Genomic DNA, 21,607 nt, shown 5'->3' on the forward strand with positions numbered 1-21,607 from the left:
CATGCCCTCCCCATGTCACTGACCGACCGTTGTGGCCGACAGTCCTCGGTCCATATCCGGGCCGGCACCGAACCGCACGGTGCGCCCCACCGCACCGGCACGCTCTGGATGCCGCCCGTTCCCCGCGGCCCGCTCGGGCCTTCGTTCACCGTGATCGCCACGAGCCCGCCGCCCGGCCCCGCCCGCGCCGTTGCGCGGTCGTTCGGTGCCGTTGCGGTTCGTGCTCGTGGCCGGGGCTCATCCCCAGGAGTTCACGGTGAAGCGCTCGCTCAGTGCGCGGGCACCGATGGCGTATTCGCGCAGTTCGTTCGCCTTCCCGACGAGGAGTTCATCGCCCGAGGTGACAGCGATGTCAGTCAGCCATTCGTAGGTCGCCTCCGCGGGCACGTCGTAGCGGAAGTGGACTTTGGAGAGGAGGAAGAGGAACTCCTTGAAGTTCGAGCGGTCGACGACCTGCCCCAACCCCTTGATGGCGTCGAGTCGGGCTGTTGGCAGGGGTGGCCGCTCGATGATCTGGGCATCGGTCGACGGCCGGTAGCGGGAGGCGTCTCGGAAGACGTCCGACTCCTGGTACTCGCCGTCGAAGGCGAAGTCCACGCAGAGCATCTGCCGACTGTCAGGGGAGAAATTGGCCGCCGCGTGCACCGATCCCGCGTCGAGGAACCAGATCTCCCCCGGGCGCATGTTGATGACGGTGTCGTCGTTGGAGTGCAGGGCGGCTGCGTTCTCCTCCAGGAACATCAGTACGCGGAAGTACTGGTCCGCGTCCTTGTCCAGTTCTACGAAGTCCCGGTGCGGTATGACGACCGCGTCCACGAGGTTGCGGGTGCGCACCATCGTGATGTGGTCGGTGTTGAAGGTGCTTTCCACCAGGTCACGCAAGTAGGTGCAGTTCTTGCCGTGTTCGGTCAGTTGGGCGGGGGAGTCGGTGTCGCGGTAGAGGTCGTCCCCGGAGTCACCGGTGCTGTTCCACAGCGGCAGGTTCTTCCAGTAGCCGTTGCTGAACTCGTCGTAGCCCTCTTCACCGCGGGGCAGAGAGCTGAGGTATTCGAGGTCCCTGGACAGGAGTGTTTCGTCCAGGTCGATGCGTCCCAGGATGTGTGATCTCAAGACTGACATCACCTTTCCGAATCGTGTTGCGGGCACGGGCGTGGTTGCCTCGCTCCCGCACTGGTCAAGTGCCGCGGACATGCCTCTTCCGCGGCGTACCCCAAGGCCCGCTGCCGGCGGGCGCGGTGGTCCGGTCACCCCGAGACAGCACGGGGCCCGCGATGTGTTGTGGTGTTGGGGTGCGCCGGGGTGTGGCGTCCTGCTCGGCATCGGCTCCAGTCCGTCAAGCCGACGTGGCCAGACGCTATCCATGTCCTGAAAGTTCGGCAAGGCTTACCTAAGTTGATCTCCAATATTACACATAGATCACCCATCATTGACATCCTGACGTGACGGGCATCACTAACAACTCGCTCAACCGTGTGACGAGTTGGCGTAAGGTCGCCGTCGGCGGGGTGATGGTGATCTCCTTGTCGGTGCGGTCGCCCACCTGGAACAATCCCGGGGGAGTGTGAGCCTCGTTGACCGGAGCTCACCCCCTGTTCGGCGCTGCACCCGCCCGCACCGCGCGGTCATGCCGTCGTGGCCCCACCCCGACGCGGACCTGTGAGAGCCTCGGCTCGGCGCCCGGCCCATCCCCCACCCGACACAGCCGTACCAACCGTGGAGTGTCACGTTGAACCCAACCGAGACCTATCCGGTCCTGCCCCGCTATGTCACGGACGGGCTGCCCGCCGCCTGGCTTGAGGTGCCCGCGCCGCCCACCGACTTCGTCCGTGGGGGCCTCCGGTACCGGCAGGTACGAGCGGACGGTTCGGACGTGCCGATGATTTGGGAGTGGATGAACCGGCCCCACACCGCGAAGGGTTGGGAGTACGACTGGCCGCTGGAGCGCTGGCAGGCCCACATCGACGCCCAGTTCGCCTCCGACTACTCGCGCCCCATCATCGTGGAGAGCGAGGGGCGACCCATCGCCTACATGGAGTTCTACCGGATGGCACAGGATGTCGTCGGGCACCACTACCGGGCCGCCGCGCACGATCTGAGCATGCACCTGGCCATCGCCGACCTCGTGGACACCGGCCGCGGCCTCGGCAGCAGGATCATCGGAGAGGTCACCGATGAGTTCTTCCTGCGCGACCCGCTCTGCAACGCCGTCGTCTACGAACCCGACGCGGTGAACGCGGCGTCCCGCAGGATGATCGAGAACAACGACGCCACCTGCCTGGGCGAAGTCCAGGTCCGTCACCGCAAGATCGCCCTCTACGCCAAGGCGAGGGAGGGGCACCCGTTGCCGCGCATCGAACCCTGACCGGGGCACGGCACAGGCGCACACCGCGCCGCTCACACAGGGGAACGAACTCTGTACAACGGAGGGAGGACCCCCCGGTCCCGGCGCCGCGGCGAGGACGATCCCTCGCTGCGCACGGTGACCGGCCATGCTCGGCACACCGTGCTGCGTCGTGGCTGCTCGGGAGGGTACTTCTGCGTACCCTCCATTGGTGACGCAACGTCATATATGTGGTTCGGTGATGCAGGGGCGCAGGGGACCACCCGGTGTGACTGCTCATGGCCGCGGGGCCACACTTGCCCGTGCGCGGCCTCGTGATGACCGTGCGGGATGCGGTGCACCGTGCCCGCCCGGACGGTGTGGAGCCCGGGCGGACACCTCAGTCAGATGTCGCCGTCACGCCGGGATCGGAACGACGATGGGTGCGCTGTATGCCGAGGTGTTTCCGGCCAGGTCCTTGGCGCGTACCCGGAACGTATGCGGGGTCCACGGTTGGAGCCCCGTCACCCGCAGTGAGTTGACTCCCACGGTGTTGCCCGCCGGCAGACCGTCCCGGGAGACCTCGTACATCAGGGGCGAGTCCCGGTCGTCCGATGACGCGTTCCAGGACAGCAGCAGTGAGGTTTCGGTGAGCTCGGCGAAGTTCAAGCCCTGTGGCACGGTCGGTGGCGTGGTGTCGGGCAAGGTGCAGATGCCCTGGTTGAGGGTGCAGTTGGCGGGCCGTCCCGCGCCCTGCGCCACCCAACCGAAGGTCACCGACGCGCCGGGTGCGATGGTGCCGTTGTAGCCCTGGTTGCGGAAGGAGTACCAGTTCCCGTCGCGGGTGAGCGTCGCGTCCCAATGGGCGTTGACCGTGGTGTCGGCTGGCAGGGCGAACGACACCGCCCAGCTGGTGAGTGTGAAACTGCTGACGTTGGTGATCGTGAAGGCGCCCTGGTAGCCGCTCTCCCATGACGTGGTCTGTCGGTAGTCGGCCACGGCGGGGATCGCTGCCCGTGCGCTGGCCGGCGGTGCGAACAACAGGGCGAGCGTTCCGATGATGGTGGCGATGGAGAGGACCGATGACACTGTTCGTCTTCGCATGAGCTGCTCCTTGAGGTCGGGACGGTCCGTGCGCCTGGCCGGCGTTGGTCTATACCAAAGCCGGTGGGCCTATCACTTATCGCTAACTGCCCTGTAGGTCAAGGGAGTTGAGACGCATTGCCACGGAATTCGGTGCCAGGCCGGCCCATTTATCCCGTTCGACGGTGATGGGTGTGCGACCTGTGATCGGTGGCGCGAAGGAATGCCCTACCAGTCCACATCATTGCTCGTACCGGGCGGGTAGCCGTGGGGTCGGTTCCCCGCGTCCGTCGATCGACTCGGTACGGACCGGTACGGTTCCGTCGACGACCGTGGCTGAGCCGGGGACGGGCACACAGGTCTCCGATCCACCCCTGTGAATGCGCAAGGGCCGCAGCCCTTCGGCCTCTCCGATCCACCCCTGTGAACGCGGACGGGCCGCAGTCCCTTTGGCTCCGCTGACCACTCCCGACCTGAGCTCGATGTGTACTCGGCCGAAGCCCGCGCCGGCCGGACCTCAACTACGTTGGTTCCCCATGACAGCTACCGCGACGGACATCACCGAAGAACTGATCCGGGAACTGCTGCGCGAGCAGCACCCCGACCTGGCGGATCGACCAGTGAAGCTCGGGGCGCGCGGTTGGGACAACCAGCTGTGGCGGCTCGGCGACGACCTGGCCGTCCGATTGCCCTGGGCCACGGAGTCCGCGGACGCACTGCTGCGCAAGGAACACACCTGGCTCCCTACCCTTGCCCCGCACCTTCCACTGGAGATCCCCGTCCCACAGCGCCTCGGTGAGCCCTCCGAGCGCTTCCCCCGGCCCTGGATCGTCACTACCTGGGTGCCGGGCGAGCCCGCCGACCGTGCCCCCGTGACGCGTGCCGAGGATGCGGCCGTCACCTTGGCCACCTTCCTCACCGCGCTGCACCGGCCCGCCCCCGACGAGGCACCCACCGGACGAGGACGCGGCGGCGCTCTCGCCGACACCGCCGAACACCTCACCCAATCGCTCGTCTCGGCCACCGAACTGGGGCTCATCCCCGACCCGGATGCCGTCCGCGCGGTCTGGGAGGACGCTGTCGCCGCACCCGATTGGGCAGGCCCGAGCCTCTGGCTCCACGGAGATCTGCATCCAGCCAACATCCTGACCACGAACGGCACCTTCTCCGGCGTGATCGACTTCGGCGACCTCTGCGCCGGCGATCCCGCCGGCGACCTCGCCGCCGTCTGGATCCTCCTGCCGGACGGAGTCGCCGACCTCTTCCACGAGACCTACCGGCCGAGCCCGGACGCCGCCACCCTGCGCCGCGCCCGTGGCTGGGCGGTGTTGCGCGCACTCAGCGGCATCCTCATCGGGGACGCCGGCGTCCACGGTCGCCCCGGAGGCAAGCCCACCTGGGGCCCACCAGCCCACGCCTCGCTCCAACGCCTCACCGCAACGGTCCACCAGCGATCGAGCACCACAGAGGCCGGCTGAGGAACGACCATTGAGAGCGACAGAGGGCGGCTGAGGAACGACCATCGAGGGCCACAGAGGGCGGCTCAGGGACGGGCCGCGTGCCATCAGCTGTCGCGACACCTGCTTGGCAGCGCCCCGTTCGGCCGGCGTGCTCATGGTCCGCGCTCCGCTGAATGGGGCCTGCACGGTGATGCGTGGCCTGGTCACCACGGAGTCCTCCGCCGCGGGAAGTGGTCGGAACACTCCAAGACCGGCGCGTGATCGTTGTCCTCGGCGAGGCCATCTTTCGGGGCCGCCCTGTTTCAGACTTGCGGGACGTGGCGGCTCGACAGGTCGCCGCGTCCACGTCCAAGTCGACTCAAGGACTCCCATCGTGAGCGAACGCGTCCTCATCCCCCGTAACCGGGGATTCCTCTTCCTTGACTCCCATCCGGCGGGCTGTGCGCAGACGGTGACCGACATCTGGCAGGCGTGCCCCGCCCCCGCCGATGTACCCGAGGGCGCCGGACCCGTGGCCCTGATCATCGGCTCCTCGGCCGGATACGGCCTGGCGGCCACACTCGCCGGGCTCAAGCGTGCCGGCATCCGCGGGGTCATGGTCTCCTTCGAGAAGGCGCCCACAGAACGGCGTACCGCTACGGCCGGTTGGTACCGCACCGCCGCCACCGCGGAACTCGCCCGGGGCACCGGGCGGGACCTGGTCTTCCTCAACGGGGACGCGTTCTCCGACACGATGAAGGACCAGGTCGCCGATCTCGTCGAGCAGCGTTTCGGCGGCAGGCTGGACTATCTGATCTACTCGGTGGCCGCTCCCCGGCGTACCGACCCCGACACCGGTACGACGTACGCCTCCGTCCTCAAGCCGATCGGTCGGGCGAACCGCACCAAGACACTTCTCTTCGACGGGCAGGGAGTTCCCGAGGTCCGCGAGGTCGAGACCGGGCCGGCCGAGGGGGATGACGTCGAGCAGACCGTGGCCGTGATGGGCGGCGTGGACTGGGAACGCTGGATCGACCACCTCACCGGTCGGGGCCTGCTCGCCGAGGGCTTCACCACCGCCGCGCTGTCGTACATCGGATCGCCCCTGACGGAGGCGATCTATCGACAGGGCACCATCGGTGTGGCCAAGTCCCATCTGGAGGCCACCGCCCGTGTCCTGAGCGAGCGGCTCGGGAAAACGGTGGGGGGACGGGCCGTGACCTGCGTCAACGGTGCCGCCGTCACCCAGTCCTCCACCGCGATCCCCGGCATCGCCCTGTACACCGGCCTGCTGCGCGGCGTCCTCGGCGAGGATGTGGTCTCGCCGGTGCACCAACTCGCCGCCCTCTGGGACCAGCTCACCGGTGCGGCCCCGCTCGTGCTGGACGACGAGGACCGGATCCGTCTGGACACCTGGGAACTCACCGACGATGTCCAGAAGGCCGTCGCCGAACGCTGGGAGACTGCCACCACCGACACCATCGCGCGTCTCGCCGACCTCGCCTGGTTCGGTGCCGAAGTCCAACGGCTCTACGGATTCTCCGTGCCGGGCATCGACTACACCGCCGCGGTCACCACGGACATTCCCTGGCCCGGCCACACCCCGTGATCCGGACGTCGAAGCCGTCCCCGCACAGTCGGTCGACGGCTATGTCCATCGCCGTCGGCCGACGGCGAGGCGACCGGGACCGTCTGACTGTCGGTCTCGCTCACCGGTGTGGCAGAGTCACATCGGAACATCGGTCCGTGGAGTCCGGGGGACTCGTGGGCGGCCGTTTCCGGCGCCTTGGGCCGGGGTGTTGAGGGGGACTGAGTGGCGCAAGTGATCGACGGTCGCTTCGAGTTGTTGGCACGACTCGGCGGCGGTGGCATGGGGTTGGTGTGGCGAGCGCGCGATCTGGTGCTCCACCGTGATGTGGCCCTCAAGGAAGTGCGTCCACCGGACGCGGGACTGGCCGAGCACGACCCCACAGGCGCCAGGGCGCTGCGCGCCCGCGTACTGCGGGAAGCCAGGGCGCTGGCGCGCACCGACCACCCCAATGTGGTCACCATCTACCACATCGTCGACGGTGGCGAGGACACCTACCCATGGCTCGTCATGGAACTGGTCCCCGGTGGTTCGTTCCAGGAGCACCTCGGTCGCAGGGGCACCCTCACGCCCGAGGAGGCGGCGAGAGTGGGACGCGGTGTGTTGGCCGGGCTGCGGGCCGCGCACGCGGTCGGCATCCAGCACCGGGACATCAAACCCGCCAACGTCCTGCTGCGACCGGACGGGCGCCCCGTCCTCACCGACTTCGGGATCGCCGCGGTCCAGGGGTCCACCGCACTCACCGCCACCGGTTCCTTCATCGGCACGCCTGACTACATGGCCCCAGAAAGGGTCAGCGGGCAGGATGGCGGCCCGGCGGCCGACCTCTGGTCGCTCGCCCTGATGCTGTACGTCGCCGTGGAGGGGCACCATCCACTGCGCCGCGCCAACACCCTGGCCACCCTCGCGGCGGTGCTCAGCGAGGATGTCCCACCACCACGTCGGGCCGGTGCGTTGACCGAGGCGCTCATGGCCGTGCTGGTCCGGGACCCGGCCGGGCGCCCGGACGCGCAGACGCTCGATCGACTCCTGGAGGCAGCGGAGTCGGCATCGGAGGGGGGCAGCGCTCCGACGTCGTACCCGCTCGCACCTCCCGCGGCCCCGCCCAGTGACGCTCCGCCCGACCCCCTGCCCGCATCTCCCGCGGCCTCGTCCGCCGGCACCCCGCCCGTACCCTCTGTGGCGCCTTCACGCACACGACCGCAGTCCTGGAACCGGCGGCGCACCCGGGCGTACGCCGCGGCGGCCCTCGTCGCCGTGCCCCTCGGTGGCGTACTCCTCTGGCTCCAACTACAGGGCGGCGGAGAGGGTTCCAAGACCGCCAAGGACGGCTCCACCGCTTCGTCCGGCGCCCCCACCCAGGGGAGCGGTGAGCCGGTCAATGACTCCAAGGGCATCGGTGGGATCACCATCGGGGTCAAGTCCGATCAACCCGGCCTCGGTCTCAAGACCGTGAAGGGCGAGTTCAAGGGCTTCGATGTGGCCGTTGCGACCTATATCGCGGGTGAACTCGGTCACCGACCCGAGGACATCACATGGAAGCCGGTGCGCAGCGATGAGCGCGAAAGCCTGCTGGCGAGCGGCGAAGTGGACCTCGTCGTGGCGATGTACGTGATGGGCGACCAGCGGGAGGAGAAGGTCGATTTCGTCGGCCCCTATCTCGTGGGCCATCAGGACGTTCTGATGCGCGTGGACGAGACCTCCATCAGTTCCGCCACCTCCCTGAACGGCAAGAAGATCTGCTCGACCCGAGGGTCCACACCTGGGAAGTACCTGCAGAATCAGGTCGCTCCCCAGGTCCAGATCGTCGAGAACGACAGCTACGAGCGATGCCTGACCGCACTGATCAACAACGAGGTGGACGGGGTCACGACCGACGATGCGATCCTGGCCGGTTACGCCGCACAGAACCCGGGGAAGTACCGGCTCGGTGGGTTCCGGTTGAGCAACGAGGAGTATGGAATCGGTCTGCGGGAAAAGAGTCATCTCAAAACCGCCGTTCAGGCGGCACTGGACAAGATGACCAGGGAAGGCGAGTGGAAGAAGGCCGTCCAGGAGCACCTTCCCCTCTTGCAGCGGGAGACGCCGCAGTCGTGATCCTGCTTTCGCCCGTTCCGGGCACTGCCCGCGGTACTGTGCGTTCTGCGCTCTGACCCTCCGCGGCGCATGCGCCGTTGGCAGTGAGCCGCCCCCGTACCTCCGGTCGCTGCCCACTCGACACAGCGTTGGCGTCCCACCCCCGCTTGCGGGAACGGGACGGGAGAAGGCGCCGGGGCCACCGACTCTCATGCGTCGCGTTGGCGCCTTGCGTTCAGCCGCTGATGCGTTCTTCATGAGTCGGCATCGAACACACCCCCCGAGAGGGTTCGAAGTGCTGCCGTTGGGGGGGGCGGGAGGGAATTCGCGACGATGCCCTCTCCTGGTGGCGGCAATTCCCCGGAGTGCGATCGTAGGGCGACCATTCGCGGGGACGAGTGAGCGAGGCCCGGGCGTGGAGCCAACCCCCTGGGGTTCGCGAGGCGATGACGAGGCGGTCGTGAGGCGATCGGGGCGTCGGTGATCACTCCTCTCGAAGCCTCCGGGCCGGGGAGGGGCGGACACCGACTGGCGCGCTCGGCTTCTGTTCCCCGTTCGTCCAGACCTCCGTTCCCCGTTTCTCCAGAGGAGAGAACGGCAGGGGAACAGAAGATATTCTTTTCCCCTCCCAGCTGAAGAAGAGAATTCAGGAAGCGTATTCCCGACGTACCCTTGCCCGTGCCTGCCATTGTCTGACCGGCTCACATCAGTGGCGTGGCCATCTGTATAAGGTGACACGATTTGGCGTGTGTGCGGTGAGGTCGGGCGCGAAATAACGCATCGTCACGGTTTGGTCAAGAGGGCGGTGTGGTCTCCGGACGAACTTGCCTCTGTGGTCGGTCGGGGTCTCGCTCTCGCCCGCGTTAAGGCGCCGTACGGGTGCCGGGGGTTCCTGCCTCTCGTGCAACTTCGGCTGCTATGGCCTCAACCGCTTCTCACCTGCCCATCAGTGGGTTGCTCCATGTACTGGCCGGGTGTCGCGCGGGCTGTTCGTGTGGTGATGTGCGATCAGGGTGAGGGCCGGGTGCACTGGACCGCTCGGCGGTGAGTGAGCTACATCACTCGCCTGTCCTCTGCTGGCTTGAATTTTAAAGCAGAAAGGCCGAAAGGTATCCAACCGGTCATGGCAAAAGGGCTTCTTTTTCTGTGTGAATCCGATGCGTTCTGACTGAAAGGTGACCGGGACCGATGGGGGCGAATGTTACCGTCGTCATCATTCTGATCTTGCAGGGGGCGGCTTTTGGGTGCGACTACCAAGAGCCGGAGTGAGCTTCACGGAAGAGGAAAACTGTGGTGGGCACCGAACAACCGATCGAAGACCCTGTCCGGAGATCGGGCAACCACAACACACCACTCGACACCGTCCTGCGGCACGCCGCCGCCGCCCGGTCCGGCAGGGCACGAGCAGTCCTCGTCCGGGGACCCGCGGGAATCGGCCGTAGCCATCTGTTGTCCACCGCGTGCCAGCGGTTGAGATCCACCGGCGTGACCGTGCGCACCGTTGCCGCCAAACCCGACGCCCCGACCGCAGCCCGTGCCGTGGACGCGCTCCTTGCTCCGGCACCCGTGCCCGCGACCGAGACCCATCGCACCCCGGGCGCACACCAGGGCACCCACGACGACTGGCGCAGACGGCAGATCAGCGCCCTGCAACTGCTCGCCGAAGGCCCACTGGCGCTGGTCATCGACGACGCCCAGTGGAGCGACGAAACCTCGCTGCGTTGCCTGGACTTCATCCTCCGCAGAGCGGCGGGGCTTCCCTTCTTCCTCCTGCTAGCCCAGCGCACCGACGTGGAAGGGCCAGGTGTCTCCCCGCTCGCCGAACTCCTCGCGCAGGACCGCTGCTCCCTGGTCGAACCGGGACCTCTCGGGGAGTCGGAGACGGCTCTGATGACCGCCCACTTCCTCGGCGGTCCAGTGGAGGGCTCGTTCGTTCGGCAGTGCGTGGAGATATCCGGGGGCAACCCGCTGCTCCTGGGCCGGCTCCTGGCCGCTCTCAACGCGAGGGGAGTGCGGCCTGACACGGAGGGGACACACCGGCTCGGCACGCTCCACGAGAGCGTGCTCACCTCGCTCATACCGGACTTCCTCGCCGTCTGGCCGCCCTCCGTGCGTCATGTGGCCACCGCCCTCGCGCTGGTGGGCCGGGCCGCCACCGACCCGCTCGTCGCGCTCTCCGGTGTGGACTCACGACGGGTGGAGGGTGCGCTCGATGTGTTGCGGCGCAGTGAGATCGTCCTGCCAGGGTCGCCTGCCGAGATGCGGAACGGCCTGAGGGAAGCCGTCCTCGCACCGCTGTCGGAGCCCGGGCTCCAGGAACTCAGGGCACGCGCCGCCCGTGTGCTCAGCGATGCGGGCCGACCCGCCACTGAAGTGGCGGCCCAGTTGGCGTTGTTGGAGCGCATCGATCGACCATGGATGCTCGCGGTGCTACGGGACGCCGTTGCGGAGGAACCGAACCAGGCGACCGTCCGTGCCACCGGCCGTGTCCTGCGCGACGAGGCCCACCCGCTCACGGACACCGAGCGCAAGGATGTCCACGTCGAGCTCGCAGCCGCCACGGCCCGGGACGCCGCAGCACCCGCGCTCTGGCACTTACGGCAAGCCCTCGCGGCCACCGACGACCTGCGTGAACAGGCTTCCATCGCCGTGCAGTACGGCAGGACCGCACTCGGGACCAACCGGACCCCGGAGGCCGTGCAGATCCTCGGTCAGGTCCTCGACGCCCTTCCCGACCCCGCACACATCACGGGCACCACTGGCACCACCGGCACTACAGACATTGCCGGCACCATGGTCGGCGCCCGGGGTGCCGCCGACCGTGAACTGCGCATCACCGTCGAATCCGCCCTGCTGATCACTGCCGTCAACGACCGCTCTGCCCTGCCCGCCGCCCGTGAGCGTGCCGCCACACTCACGCCACCGAGCGGACACAGCCCGGCAGAGCGTCAGCTCCTGGCCGTACTGAGCGCTTTCACGGCGCTCGACTCGGGCCCCGCCGACCGGGCCGCAACACTGGCCAGACGCGCCTTACGGGTCGAAGAACCAGGCTCCTCGGACTGGACCGTGCCCTGCTCCGCCACCGTCCTGACGCTCGCGGACTCGATCGACGAGGCACTGGAGGCGTTCGACCGGGTGCTCTCCCCGTCCCCACCACATCGCACGCCCTGGCCCTCGCTGTTCGCGCTCGCCGGCCGGTCCTTGCTGCTGCACGGCATCGGCGATGTGCCCGGGGCCGCCCGGGACGCGCGGGCCGCCCTGGCGACCACTGCCACCGCCCCTCCGCTCGCCCATATCGCCCTCGCCGACGTACTGCTCTCGCAGGGCGAGACCCGACAGGCGGGCAAGGTGCTCGACCAATTGGCGAACGCCGTCCCCGCACTCGACCAGCGGGTCTGGGAATGGCCGCACTACCTACATGCGAAGGGCCGGGTCCTTCGGGACCTCGGCGATGCCGAAGGCGCCCTCGAACTGTGGCAGCGCTGCGGACGGAGTCTGGCCGAGATCGACGTCACCAACCCCCTGGTGACCACCTGGTGGCTGTCGGCCACGACCACCCTGGCCCGCCTCGGGCGAAGATCGGAAGCGCAGGACATCGCCGAACAGGCCCACGACCGAGCACAACGCTGGGGCACCGCCCGCGCACTGGGCCTGGCGAAGGTCGCCGCCGCGAACGTGGCGGAGGGGACCGCACGCATCGACCTCCTCAACGAAGCCCTCGACCTGCTCGACGCCTCACCGGCCCGTCTCCAGCGCGCCGCCGCCGAGTACCGACTCGGTCGCGAACTCCTCGGCCGCGACGATGCCCCCGGCGCCCGCCGCCATCTGCGCCGCGCCATCGAACTCGCCACCCGCTGTGGGTGCAGCGTACTCGGCGCCCGCGCCCGCACCCTGCTGGTCACCGCGGGTGGTCGCATGCCACAACTTGCCACCGCCCCACTCGACTCCCTCACTCAGAGCGAACGCCGCGTGGCAGCCCTGGCCCAGCGAGGCGCCAGCAACAAGAAGATCGCTGAAACGCTCTTCATCACCCCGCGCACCGTCGAAATGCATCTGACCAACGTCTACCGAAAACTCGGCGTACGCGGGCGGGCCGCACTCCCCAAAGGCTTGACCACCACCACTGGCCGGACCCCCGCCCGGCACCAGGGCGACGGTATGCCCGCACCCAGTCACCGCTGACAGGACCAGCCCGCCATGGCCCACCGCCCGCCCTCGGGCACCGCCCGTCCCACCCAAGTCACCCCCGAACCCCCACCGGGCCGAGAGCGGGAAGACCTGCTGCTGCGAAGACTCCTGCACGGACTCCAACTCGGACGCCCGGCCCTGGTCGATGTGCACGGACCTCCAGGCATCGGCCGCAGTGCGCTGCTCGACCATGTGATCACACTCGCCGACTCCTACGGCGTACGGGTCGTCGCCGCCCATGCGTCACGGGAGGAGATCGACCTGCCCCACGGGATCGCCACCCAACTCCACTCGGCTCTCGCAGCCACCCATCGAAACCCGGCCGCCCCGCCCCGCCCGGTCGGACACCCCCCGTCGATACGGGCCGCGACACTGGCCCACGCACTCTTCGCCGCCGCCCGCGCCCAACCGCTCCTGCTCGTCGTCGACGACGTCCAGTGGGCCGATCGACCCTCACTGCGTGGCCTCCAAGCACTGGCACGACGATTGCAGGGCGCCCCCCTGATGGTGCTCACCTCCCGCAACACCGCCGTGCCCTGTGCCCCGTACGACCGGATCGAGCCGTGCCCACTGGCCGACGAACGCACCGTGGCCCAGCACACCCTGTTCCTCACCCCTCTCCCCGACGACATCGCGGCCCAGGTCGTCGCCAAGAACCGGCGCACGCCGGAAGCCTTCGCGGCCCAGGTCGCACGGTGTACCGAGGGCAACCCAGCACTCCTGCGCGCGGTCGCCAACCGGTACGCCCTGCGTGATCAACCCGCACTCGTCCCGGGCGGTGATCCGATCGACGAGACGGCCGACGCCGTACGCGACCACACCGCGCGCACGCTCGCCGTACTCCCCGGTGAACTCCTCGACGTGCTCGCCGTCATCGCGGTCGCCGGACCCGACTGCACACCCGACATGATCACCGCGCTCTCCGGGACCCGCACCATCGGAGTGGCCCGCGCACTTGCGCTGCTGGCGGGCACTGGCCTGCTGGTCCCCGGGCCCCTGCCGGCGTTTCGCAGCGAAGCCGCCGCCGAAGCGGTGCTCGCACCCCTCACCACCCGACACCGCCGTGAGCTGTACGCGCGAGCCGCAGAGTGGGCCCAGCGCGCCGCCTTCCCCGACCGGGCCGTCGCCCGGATGCTGCTCGGCGCCCGCACCATCGGCGCCGCCTGGGCCGTTGACGTACTCCACCGAAGGGCCGCGCGCTGCCGCGCCACCGGCCGTCCCGTCGAAGCGGCCCGGCTACTGGAACGCGCACTGGGCGAACCCGTACCGCCCGCGCTACGAGTACAACTCCTCACCGACCTCAGCGAGGCCGTACTGCCCCATGCGCCGCACGTGGCCGGTCGGCACCTGCGTCGCGCGCTGCTGGTGCCCGCGGCAGAGAGCGGTCCCGCGCGACTGCGCGCTGCGGAACTCCTCATCGCCAGGGGAGACGTCGTCACCGCAGGCCCCCTGATCCACCGAGCCGTGCTGGACGCGCGAGCTGACACGCCCGAACGCGCCGCCCTGTACGCGCTCCAAGGGATCTGTCGGTACCTCGGCCCCCCTGCCGTCGACCTCCCGCTGGCATCCGACCCGGCGCCACGGCACGAACGACCGGCCGAGGCGGGGCTCGCTGCCTGGCGCACCGCACTGCACGGCCGGGACGCGGCCCTCGCACGACGTCTGGCCCGGGCTGCGCTCGCACCGGCAGCCCACGAGGAAGTCCCGCTGACGGTCCGCACGGCAGCCGCGCACGCCCTCCTGCTCACCGGGCGGGCACACGAAGCCCGCAGCGCACTCGACGAGGTCATCGCTCGCGCAGAACACGGCAACTCCCGCGCCGTGATCGGTCTCGCACTGATCGTCAGTGCATTCGCCGAACTCCAACGCGGCAAGGACACTCTCGCGTCCCGCACGCTCGACCGGTGCGAGGAGACGATGCCCCGCAACTGTTGGCATCCGCTGATCGTCCCCGCGGTGCTCGCACTCCGTACGCTGATCTTGCTCCGCCGTGGCGAACACGGCCCGGCTCAGCGGATACTCACGTTCGAACTGCCCAACACCGCCGAAGGCGGACTGGCGTGGGCCCTCCTGTTGTACGCCAGAGGACGTGTCCAGTTGGAGACCGGGCACCGCGAACCGGCCCTCGCCGATCTGCTGGAGTGCGGCCGACTCCTCCTGGCACGGAAGATGGCCAACCCCGCACTCCTACGGTGGCGCTCGGCCGCAGCCCGGGCCTGCGCTCCTGATGATCCCAGAGCGGCACGGCTGCGCGCCGAGGAACGGATGCTCGCCCTCGCCTGGGGCACCCCCGACACGATGGCAGCCACCCTGCTGGCTACCGCAGGGCCGACGACGGCAGCCCCCTCCCGTGCCAGTTGGCAGTACCGTCAAGCCCTCGTCGCGCTGGGCACCGCACCCCGATTCGGCCACCACACCGTTGACTCGCTCCTGCACAGCGACCAGGCCGCACTGCCGAGCGCTCCGCCACGGACGCCCGCCCTCAGGCGCCCCGCCCCCTCGAAGGGCGCACCACTCGCCGGGGGCAGCGCCGCACTGTCCGCAGCGGAGCGCAAGGTGGCGCATCTCGCCGCTGACGGGCATGGCAACCGAGCCATCGCCGCCGAACTGTCGGTCAGCACCCGGGCTGTTGAACTCCACCTCACCAAGACCTACCGCAAGTTGGGGATTCAAGGCCGCCCGCAACTCGCCGCGGCCCTGGGGCGGACACCGAGGGAGAAGACATGAGACCCCTACTCGACCGCGATGCCGAACTCGTCGTGATCACCGCCGCGCTGGACGCCCTGGGCAACGGGGGCGCCGGCTCGCTCACCGTGGTCACCGGTGGCCTCGGCATGGGGAGGACAGCCCTGCTCAGAGCGCTGCCCAAGGTGGCCGAGGAGCGCGGCGTACGAGTTCTGACGGCCAGCGGAGCCGTACACGAGCGCGATTTCGGCTTCGGCGTCGTCAGCCAACTGCTCACCGCGCTCATCCCCGGCGACACCAACGCCCTGCCCGGCGACTGCGTCCCACCACCACAGGGATCCGAGCGCGACGCCGAACTCCTCGACCTGATCGCCGAACACAGTGCGCACCGACCCCTGCTCCTGTTGGTGGACGACCTCCAGTGGGCAGACGCCCCCTCCCTGCGCTGGCTCGACCGGCTGACCCGCCGCCTTCCCTGCCTGGACGTCGCACTCGTCGTCGCCGTACGCGAAGACGGGTCCGTCGGAAGCCACACCCATCTCCACCGGCTCACCGACCATGCCCACCACATCCTGCCGTTGCGTTCCCTCACCGCCGCAGGAACCGCCGCCCTCGTCGCCGCTCACACCGGACGCCCCGTCGACCCTGCCTACGCCGACGCCTGCCACCGGACCACCGGAGGGCACCCCCTGCTGCTCACCGCCACCCTCGCCGCACTCGGCAGGGAGGAACCGACCGCGGAGCGCGCCAAAGAAGTCGACGGTACGCGGCTGCTGACCCTGCACGACAGGTTCGCGGCCGTACTGCGCTACCAGAGCGAAGCGGTGTGGTCGATCGCGAAGGTCCTCGCCGTCGTCGACGAGGCCGCTGACGACGAGCTGACCGGTCAACTCACCGGCCTCGACGACACCGGCCGCACCGAGGCCATCGCCGCCCTGCGCAAACTCGGCCTCCTCGCGAACGATCCCGTACCGCGCTTCATCCACCAAGCAGTGCGCGACGGTGTGGAACAGGCCATGACCCCGGCAGACGCCGAGGACACCCGGGTCCGCGCCGCCCTGCTGCTGCACGAGGGCGGACACCCCCCGGAGAGCGCCGCCCGGCTACTGGTGGCCACCTCCTGCCACACCCCCTGGGCCGTCGGGGTACTGCGCACCGCTGCCGCCACCGCCCTGGCCCGTACCGATCCCAACGCCGCGGCCCGCTACCTTCGCCACGCCCTGCTGGGAAGTTCACCCGAAGGGCCGGATCGGGGTGAGTTGCTCGCGGACCTCGCCACCATCGAGTGCGCCTTCGCACCCCAGGCCGCCCTGCGGCACTTCGCCCAGGCACTGCTCCTGCTGCCCGATCCCGCGGACCGTGCCCGGGTTGCCGGCCGCATACCGCCCTTCCTCCTCGATGGCTGCCCACCCGCCGCGATTGAATCCGTGGTGCGCGCGCACGGTGAACTCGGGGTGCCCGCACCAGCGGATGACACCGCGCGGGGGCTCGCCCTGCGCCTCGAAGCCAGGCTGCGGCACCGATCAGTGGCAGGCCCCGGCGAACTCTTCCAATGCGCGGACCGGCTACGGGCCTTGGGGCCGATGCCCGACCTGGACACCACCGCCGACCGCGAACTGATCACCGTACTGTTGCACGGCGCCACCCTGACCCAGCGCACGACCGCCGCGGAAGCGGTGCCGCTCGCCGAACGGGTACTCCAGCACGAGCCGGCGACTCCGGACCACATCCACACCGCCCTCCCCCTGCTGGCCGACATCCTCATTGCATCGGACTCCCTCGCCACGATCGGCCCCTGGCTTGAATCCGCCTACCAGCGGGCTCGCCGTGACAACGCCTCCGTGGCGCGCGCCGTCATCGCCGTCGAACTCACTCAACTCGCCCTGGCGCATGGACGCATCGACCAGGCGAGGGCCCATGCCGACGAGGCGCTCTCCCTCGGCGTCACCGCCTGGGCCACGCTCCAGACGCTGACACCCCTGGCTCTCGTCGCGGCTCAGGCCCGCGACACGGAGCTCACCGTACGACTGCTGACCGATGGTCGCGATGGCGCCGACCACGGCCATCGCCCCGCCCTGCGGCAGCTCCTGCGCGGTTCGGCCGCAGCTCAACGCGGAGACCTCGCCACCGCGCTGGAATGTCTCCTCGATTGGGGCCGTTCTGCGGAGCGCGCCGACTGGCGCAATCCCGCCTTGGTGCCCTGGCGGTCCTGGACGGCCGGCCTCCACTACCGGATGGGACGTCCGGAGCGTGCGCACGACCTCATCGAGGAGGAGTACGAGCGGGCCGTCCGATGGGGTGGACCGGTAGCCATCGGCCGTGCCCAGCGGGTGCGGGGCGCCCTCCGTAAGGGGGTGGACGGACTCGCCCTCCTCCATGAGTCGGCCCAGACCCTGGACGGTTCGGTGAACATGCTCGAACGGGCCCGGACGTCGCTGTTGCTCGGCCGGAGACTGTTGGAGGCGGGCCGGACCGCGGAGGCCGAGCGCCGGCTCACCCAAGCCCGGGTGGACGGCCTCGCCTGCGGGGTGCCCTGGCTTGCACGTCTGGCGGACGATGCGCTCCACGCGGACGCCGGGGCACATCGAGCGGACGCCATCGCCAGCCTCACCCGTGCCGAACGCCATGTCGCGGGGCTCGCCGCCGGTGGAGCCTCGAACAAGGAGATCGCTGAACGGCTCGATGTCACCTCCCGCGCGGTGGAGAAGCACCTCACCCGTACCTATCGCAAGCTGAGCATCCGCGGACGCACCGAACTCATCGCCATGGCGGGCTTGTTGCCGATCGAGGCGACTCCCCGTCCGCGCCCGCCCACACGGCCCCTTCGACCGTAGTGGCCGTACCGACCGAACCGAACCGAAGCGTTGACGGTACCGCGGGTAACCGTACCTTCGGTCGACTCCCACAGGCTTAGCGCGCCACGACTCGAATTCGTTGACATTCATTCCGGTGCCTTCATACCGTCATATGTAACGGTCAACGTTCGACTCGTTCTGACGTTCGATCCATGAATCCGCCAGTGCCTACGAAAGCGATCCGCAGCGACCGCTCTTCGCCATGAGTGCTGCCCAAATCAGAACGGCGCTCGGGAAAGGGAAGGACATGAGCCAGGCCGCACCCGTGAACTTCACGACGGTCCGCGAGGGATTATTCAACCCGCCGGTGATGACACAGATACTGCGCCAGACCGAGCCGGTGGCCCGTATGGAATTCGCCGACGGGCACCTTGGCTGGCTCGTCACCGGATACTCAGCCGCCCGGACCGTACTCGCCGACGCCCGATTCAGTGCCCGCGGTGAACTGAAGCACCCCCCGGTGCCCCGCGCGGCCACCTTGGAAGAGCCCCCCGTGGCACCGCCCGGCATGTTCATCCAGCACGACCAGCCGGAACACCAGCGCTACCGCAAGCTCCTGGTGGGGCAGTTCACCGTCCGCCGCATGCGCCTGCTGACCGACTGGATCGAGACGATCGTCGCCGACCGGCTCGACGCCCTCGAACTGCTCGGCCCTCCGGTCGACCTCTTCGAACACTTCGCCCTGCCGATCCCCTCCCTCGTCATCTGCGAACTCCTCGGTGTCCCCTACGCCGACCGCGACGCGTTCCAACACGACACCCACGTCTGGAGCAGCTTCGGCACCTCCACCGAAGAGGTGACCCGCGCGTTCCTCTCCCTGGGCACCTACCTCCAGCACCTGATACAGCTCAAGCGCGCCGAACCCACCGACGACATCCTCAGCGGTCTGATCACCGTCGACCCCGACCTCACCGACGAGGAACTCACCTCGATCGCCTTCCTGCTGCTGGTCGCCGGACACGAGACCACCGCCAACCAACTGGCTCTCGGAACCTTCGCCCTCCTCCAGCACCCCGAACAACTCGCCGCGCTGCGCTCCGACCCGACCCTGATCGACGGTGCGGTCGAAGAGATGCTCCGCCATCTCAGCATCGTCCACCACGGCCCCACCCGCGCCGCGCTGGAAGACGTCGAGATCGACGGCACCACCATCCGCAAGGGCGAGGTCGTCATGGTGTCCCTCGCAGCCGCCAACCGGGACCCGGCACGGTTCGCCGACCCCGAGGTCTTCGACCTCAACCGGCCCGCCGGCGGTCACCTCGCCTTCGGACACGGCATCCACCAATGCCTCGGCCAACAACTCGCCCGCATCGAACTGCGCGTCGGATTCGCCGCACTGCTGGAGCGTTTCCCAGGACTGAGCCTCGCCTGTCCGCCCGAGGAGATCAGGTTGCGGCACGACATGCAGGTGTACGGGGTGTACGCACTGCCCGTCACCTGGTGACTCGGCTCCCCGGATGAACGTCGACGTCGACCGGTCGCGCTGCTGCGGAGCCGGGATGTGCACGCTCGTCGCGCCCGAGGTCTTCGACCAGAGCGACGAAGGGGTCGTGCTGCTCCTGGAGCGCCGCCCGCCGCCCGCCACACATGAATCGGTACGCGACGCAGCCGACCAGTGCCCCTGCGCAGCGATCACCGTCCACGAGAACCACTGACCACGAACTGCCGCCGTGCCGCCGGCGGCCCGCACCTCCATCGGAAGGCCAGGTACACCGCGTGAAGCACGATCTGTCGCGCCGTCGCATGCTCGGACTCGCAGCCCTCGGAGCCGCTGCCGCCGCGGGCGCCACCACCGTCGGCGCGCCCCGCGCGATGGCCTCCGGGGCCACCAGCAGCGGCACGTTCGTGCCGGCCGTGGTCATCGGTACCGGGTACGGTGCCGCCGTCTCGGCCCTGCGCCTGGCCGAAGCAGGGGTGAAGACCCTGATGCTGGAGATGGGGCAGCTGTGGAACCAGCCCGGCCCCGACGGCAAGGTCTTCTGCGGGATGCTCAACCCCGACCGGCGCTCCAGTTGGTTCAAGTCCCGCACCGAGGCTCCACTCGGTTCCTTCCTCTGGCTGGACATCGCCAACCGCGACATCACTCCCCACGCGGGAGTGCTGGACCGGGTGAACTTCGACCAGATGTCCGTGTACGTCGGCCGTGGAGTGGGCGGGGGATCCCTCGTCAACGGGGGGATGGCGGTCGCCCCCCGACGCTCCTACTTCGAAGAGGTGCTTCCCGGCGTGGACGCCGCGGCGATGTACGCGCGCCACTACCCCCGAGCAGGCACGATGCTCCGGGTCAACCAGGTGGACCAAGGCTGGTTCAACGCCACCGAGTGGTACAAGTACGCCAGGGTCTCCGGTGAGCAGGCGGCCAACGCCGGACTGGGCACCGTACTCATCCCCAACGTCTACGACTTCGACCACATGCGGCGCGAGTCCCAGGGGCAGGCACCCAAGTCAGCCCTGGACACAGAAGTCATCTACGGCAACAACCACGGCAAGAACAGCCTCGACAAGACCTATCTGGCGGCGGCGCTGGGCACCGGCCGGGTGACCATCGAGACCCTGCACCAGGCCAAGACCATCCGGCGCCGGCCGGACGGCACCTATCTGCTGACCGTCGAACAGCGGAACGCCGACGGCGTGCTCCTCGCGACCAAGGAGATCTCCTGTCGCCACCTCTTCCTCGGGGCGGGCAGTCTGGGCTCGACCGAGCTGTTGCTGAGGGCGAGGGAGACCGGCACCCTGCCGAACCTCAACGCCGAGATCGGGGAGGGATGGGGTCCCAACGGCAACATCATGACCGCGCGTGCCAACCACATCTGGAACACCACGGGCATCCGGCAGTCGACCATCCCCGCGCTCGCCATCGACGACTGGGACAACCCCGCTGCACCCGTCCTGGCCGAGATCGCACCCATGCCGGCCGGGCTGGAGACGTGGGTCAGCCTCTACCTGGCCATCACCAAGAACCCCGAGCGCGGTCGGTTCACCTACGACGTGGCCGGCGACCGGGCAAAGCTCAACTGGACACGCGACCAGAACACCCCCTCGGTCAACGCGACGAAGTCCCTCTTCGACCGCATCAACAGGGCCAACGCCACGATGTACCGCTATGACCTCTTCGGCCCGCGGGCCAAGAACTTCTCCGACGATTTCACGTACCACCCGCTGGGCGGCTGCGTGCTCGGCAAGGCGACCGACGATTACGGCCGGGTGCATGGATATCCCAACCTCTATGTGACCGACGGCGCGCTTATCCCCGGTTCCCTCGGGGTCAATCCGCTCCTGACGATCACAGCGCTCGCCGAGCGGAATATTGAACGCGTCATCCAACAGGACTTCGCCGCCTCCTAGTAGGGGCGCGCGAGAATCCAACGGATTC

13 protein-coding genes are annotated in these 21,607 nt (G+C 68.9%); 11 read left to right on the plus strand and 2 right to left on the minus strand.

What is annotated here, in order from left to right; translation table 11 throughout:
- Positions 1-237: 237 nt before the first annotated feature.
- Entirely contained in the window at positions 238-1,110 is an 873-nt protein-coding gene (locus tag ACFXJL_RS26200) for an aspartyl/asparaginyl beta-hydroxylase domain-containing protein (protein ID WP_358881284.1), read from the minus strand.
- A 329-nt stretch (positions 1,111-1,439) separates the two neighbouring features.
- On the opposite strand from ACFXJL_RS26200, the gene ACFXJL_RS26205 reads away from it, so the two are divergent.
- On the plus strand, positions 1,440-1,565 hold the full coding sequence (locus tag ACFXJL_RS26205) for a hypothetical protein (RefSeq protein WP_358881283.1): 126 nt from the start codon (positions 1,440-1,442) through the stop codon (positions 1,563-1,565).
- Between the two features lie 161 nt (positions 1,566-1,726).
- A complete protein-coding gene (locus ACFXJL_RS26210) occupies positions 1,727-2,362 on the plus strand; it encodes a GNAT family N-acetyltransferase (protein ID WP_358881282.1) in 636 nt (211 codons plus the stop codon).
- Positions 2,363-2,737: 375 nt separating this feature from the next.
- Here the strand turns inward: ACFXJL_RS26210 and ACFXJL_RS26215 are convergent, their stop codons facing one another.
- Entirely contained in the window at positions 2,738-3,424 is a 687-nt protein-coding gene (locus tag ACFXJL_RS26215) for a cellulose binding domain-containing protein (protein WP_358881281.1), read from the minus strand.
- 515 nt (positions 3,425-3,939) lie between these two features.
- Between ACFXJL_RS26215 and ACFXJL_RS26220 the strand changes: the two genes are divergently transcribed.
- From ACFXJL_RS26220 to ACFXJL_RS26260, 9 genes are all read left to right on the plus strand, one after another.
- Entirely contained in the window at positions 3,940-4,881 is a 942-nt protein-coding gene (locus tag ACFXJL_RS26220) for an aminoglycoside phosphotransferase family protein (protein WP_384696270.1), read from the plus strand.
- Positions 4,882-5,236: 355 nt separating this feature from the next.
- Complete coding sequence (gene fabV, locus ACFXJL_RS26225; RefSeq protein WP_384696273.1) at positions 5,237-6,451, plus strand: enoyl-[acyl-carrier-protein] reductase FabV; 1,215 nt, start codon at positions 5,237-5,239, stop codon at positions 6,449-6,451.
- Between the two features lie 261 nt (positions 6,452-6,712).
- Entirely contained in the window at positions 6,713-8,527 is a 1,815-nt protein-coding gene (locus tag ACFXJL_RS26230) for a bifunctional serine/threonine-protein kinase/glutamate ABC transporter substrate-binding protein (protein ID WP_384696294.1), read from the plus strand.
- Between the two features lie 1,272 nt (positions 8,528-9,799).
- Positions 9,800-12,688: a LuxR C-terminal-related transcriptional regulator gene (locus ACFXJL_RS26235; protein ID WP_384696276.1), complete on the plus strand. Its 2,889-nt coding sequence runs from the start codon at positions 9,800-9,802 to the stop codon at positions 12,686-12,688.
- A 15-nt stretch (positions 12,689-12,703) separates the two neighbouring features.
- Positions 12,704-15,421 carry an AAA family ATPase gene (locus ACFXJL_RS26240; protein WP_384696279.1) on the plus strand — a complete coding sequence of 906 codons (2,718 nt, stop codon included), beginning with the start codon at positions 12,704-12,706 and terminating at the stop codon, positions 15,419-15,421.
- Positions 15,418-18,213 (plus strand): AAA family ATPase, encoded by a 2,796-nt coding sequence (locus ACFXJL_RS26245; protein ID WP_384696282.1) that lies wholly within the window; start codon positions 15,418-15,420, stop codon positions 18,211-18,213. The genes ACFXJL_RS26240 and ACFXJL_RS26245 overlap by 4 nt, the downstream gene beginning before the upstream one ends.
- A 268-nt stretch (positions 18,214-18,481) precedes the next feature.
- Positions 18,482-19,678: a cytochrome P450 gene (locus tag ACFXJL_RS26250; protein WP_384696285.1), complete on the plus strand. Its 1,197-nt coding sequence runs from the start codon at positions 18,482-18,484 to the stop codon at positions 19,676-19,678.
- A 13-nt stretch (positions 19,679-19,691) separates the two neighbouring features.
- Positions 19,692-19,889 (plus strand): ferredoxin, encoded by a 198-nt coding sequence (locus ACFXJL_RS26255; protein ID WP_358881274.1) that lies wholly within the window; start codon positions 19,692-19,694, stop codon positions 19,887-19,889.
- Positions 19,890-19,977: 88 nt separating this feature from the next.
- Complete coding sequence (locus ACFXJL_RS26260; RefSeq protein ID WP_384696297.1) at positions 19,978-21,579, plus strand: GMC oxidoreductase; 1,602 nt, start codon at positions 19,978-19,980, stop codon at positions 21,577-21,579.
- Positions 21,580-21,607 lie beyond the last annotated feature (28 nt).

This window comes from Streptomyces sp. NPDC059256 (assembly GCF_042753785.1).
Taxonomy (GTDB): domain Bacteria; phylum Actinomycetota; class Actinomycetes; order Streptomycetales; family Streptomycetaceae; genus Streptomyces.

What these genes read in the sequence shown, in the direction of transcription:
- ACFXJL_RS26255 (WP_358881274.1), top strand. Translation starts at nt 19,692, where the DNA reads ATGAACGTCGACGTCGACCGGTCGCGCTGCTGCGGAGCCGGGATGTGC.
- ACFXJL_RS26240 (WP_384696279.1), top strand. Translation starts at nt 12,704, where the DNA reads ATGGCCCACCGCCCGCCCTCGGGCACCGCCCGTCCCACCCAAGTCACC.
- ACFXJL_RS26260 (WP_384696297.1), top strand. Translation starts at nt 19,978, where the DNA reads ATGCTCGGACTCGCAGCCCTCGGAGCCGCTGCCGCCGCGGGCGCCACC.
- ACFXJL_RS26245 (WP_384696282.1), top strand. Translation starts at nt 15,418, where the DNA reads ATGAGACCCCTACTCGACCGCGATGCCGAACTCGTCGTGATCACCGCC.
- ACFXJL_RS26220 (WP_384696270.1), top strand. Translation starts at nt 3,940, where the DNA reads ATGACAGCTACCGCGACGGACATCACCGAAGAACTGATCCGGGAACTG.
- ACFXJL_RS26230 (WP_384696294.1), top strand. Translation starts at nt 6,713, where the DNA reads ATGGGGTTGGTGTGGCGAGCGCGCGATCTGGTGCTCCACCGTGATGTG.
- ACFXJL_RS26215 (WP_358881281.1), bottom strand. Translation starts at nt 3,424, where the DNA reads ATGCGAAGACGAACAGTGTCATCGGTCCTCTCCATCGCCACCATCATC.
- ACFXJL_RS26250 (WP_384696285.1), top strand. Translation starts at nt 18,482, where the DNA reads ATGAGCCAGGCCGCACCCGTGAACTTCACGACGGTCCGCGAGGGATTA.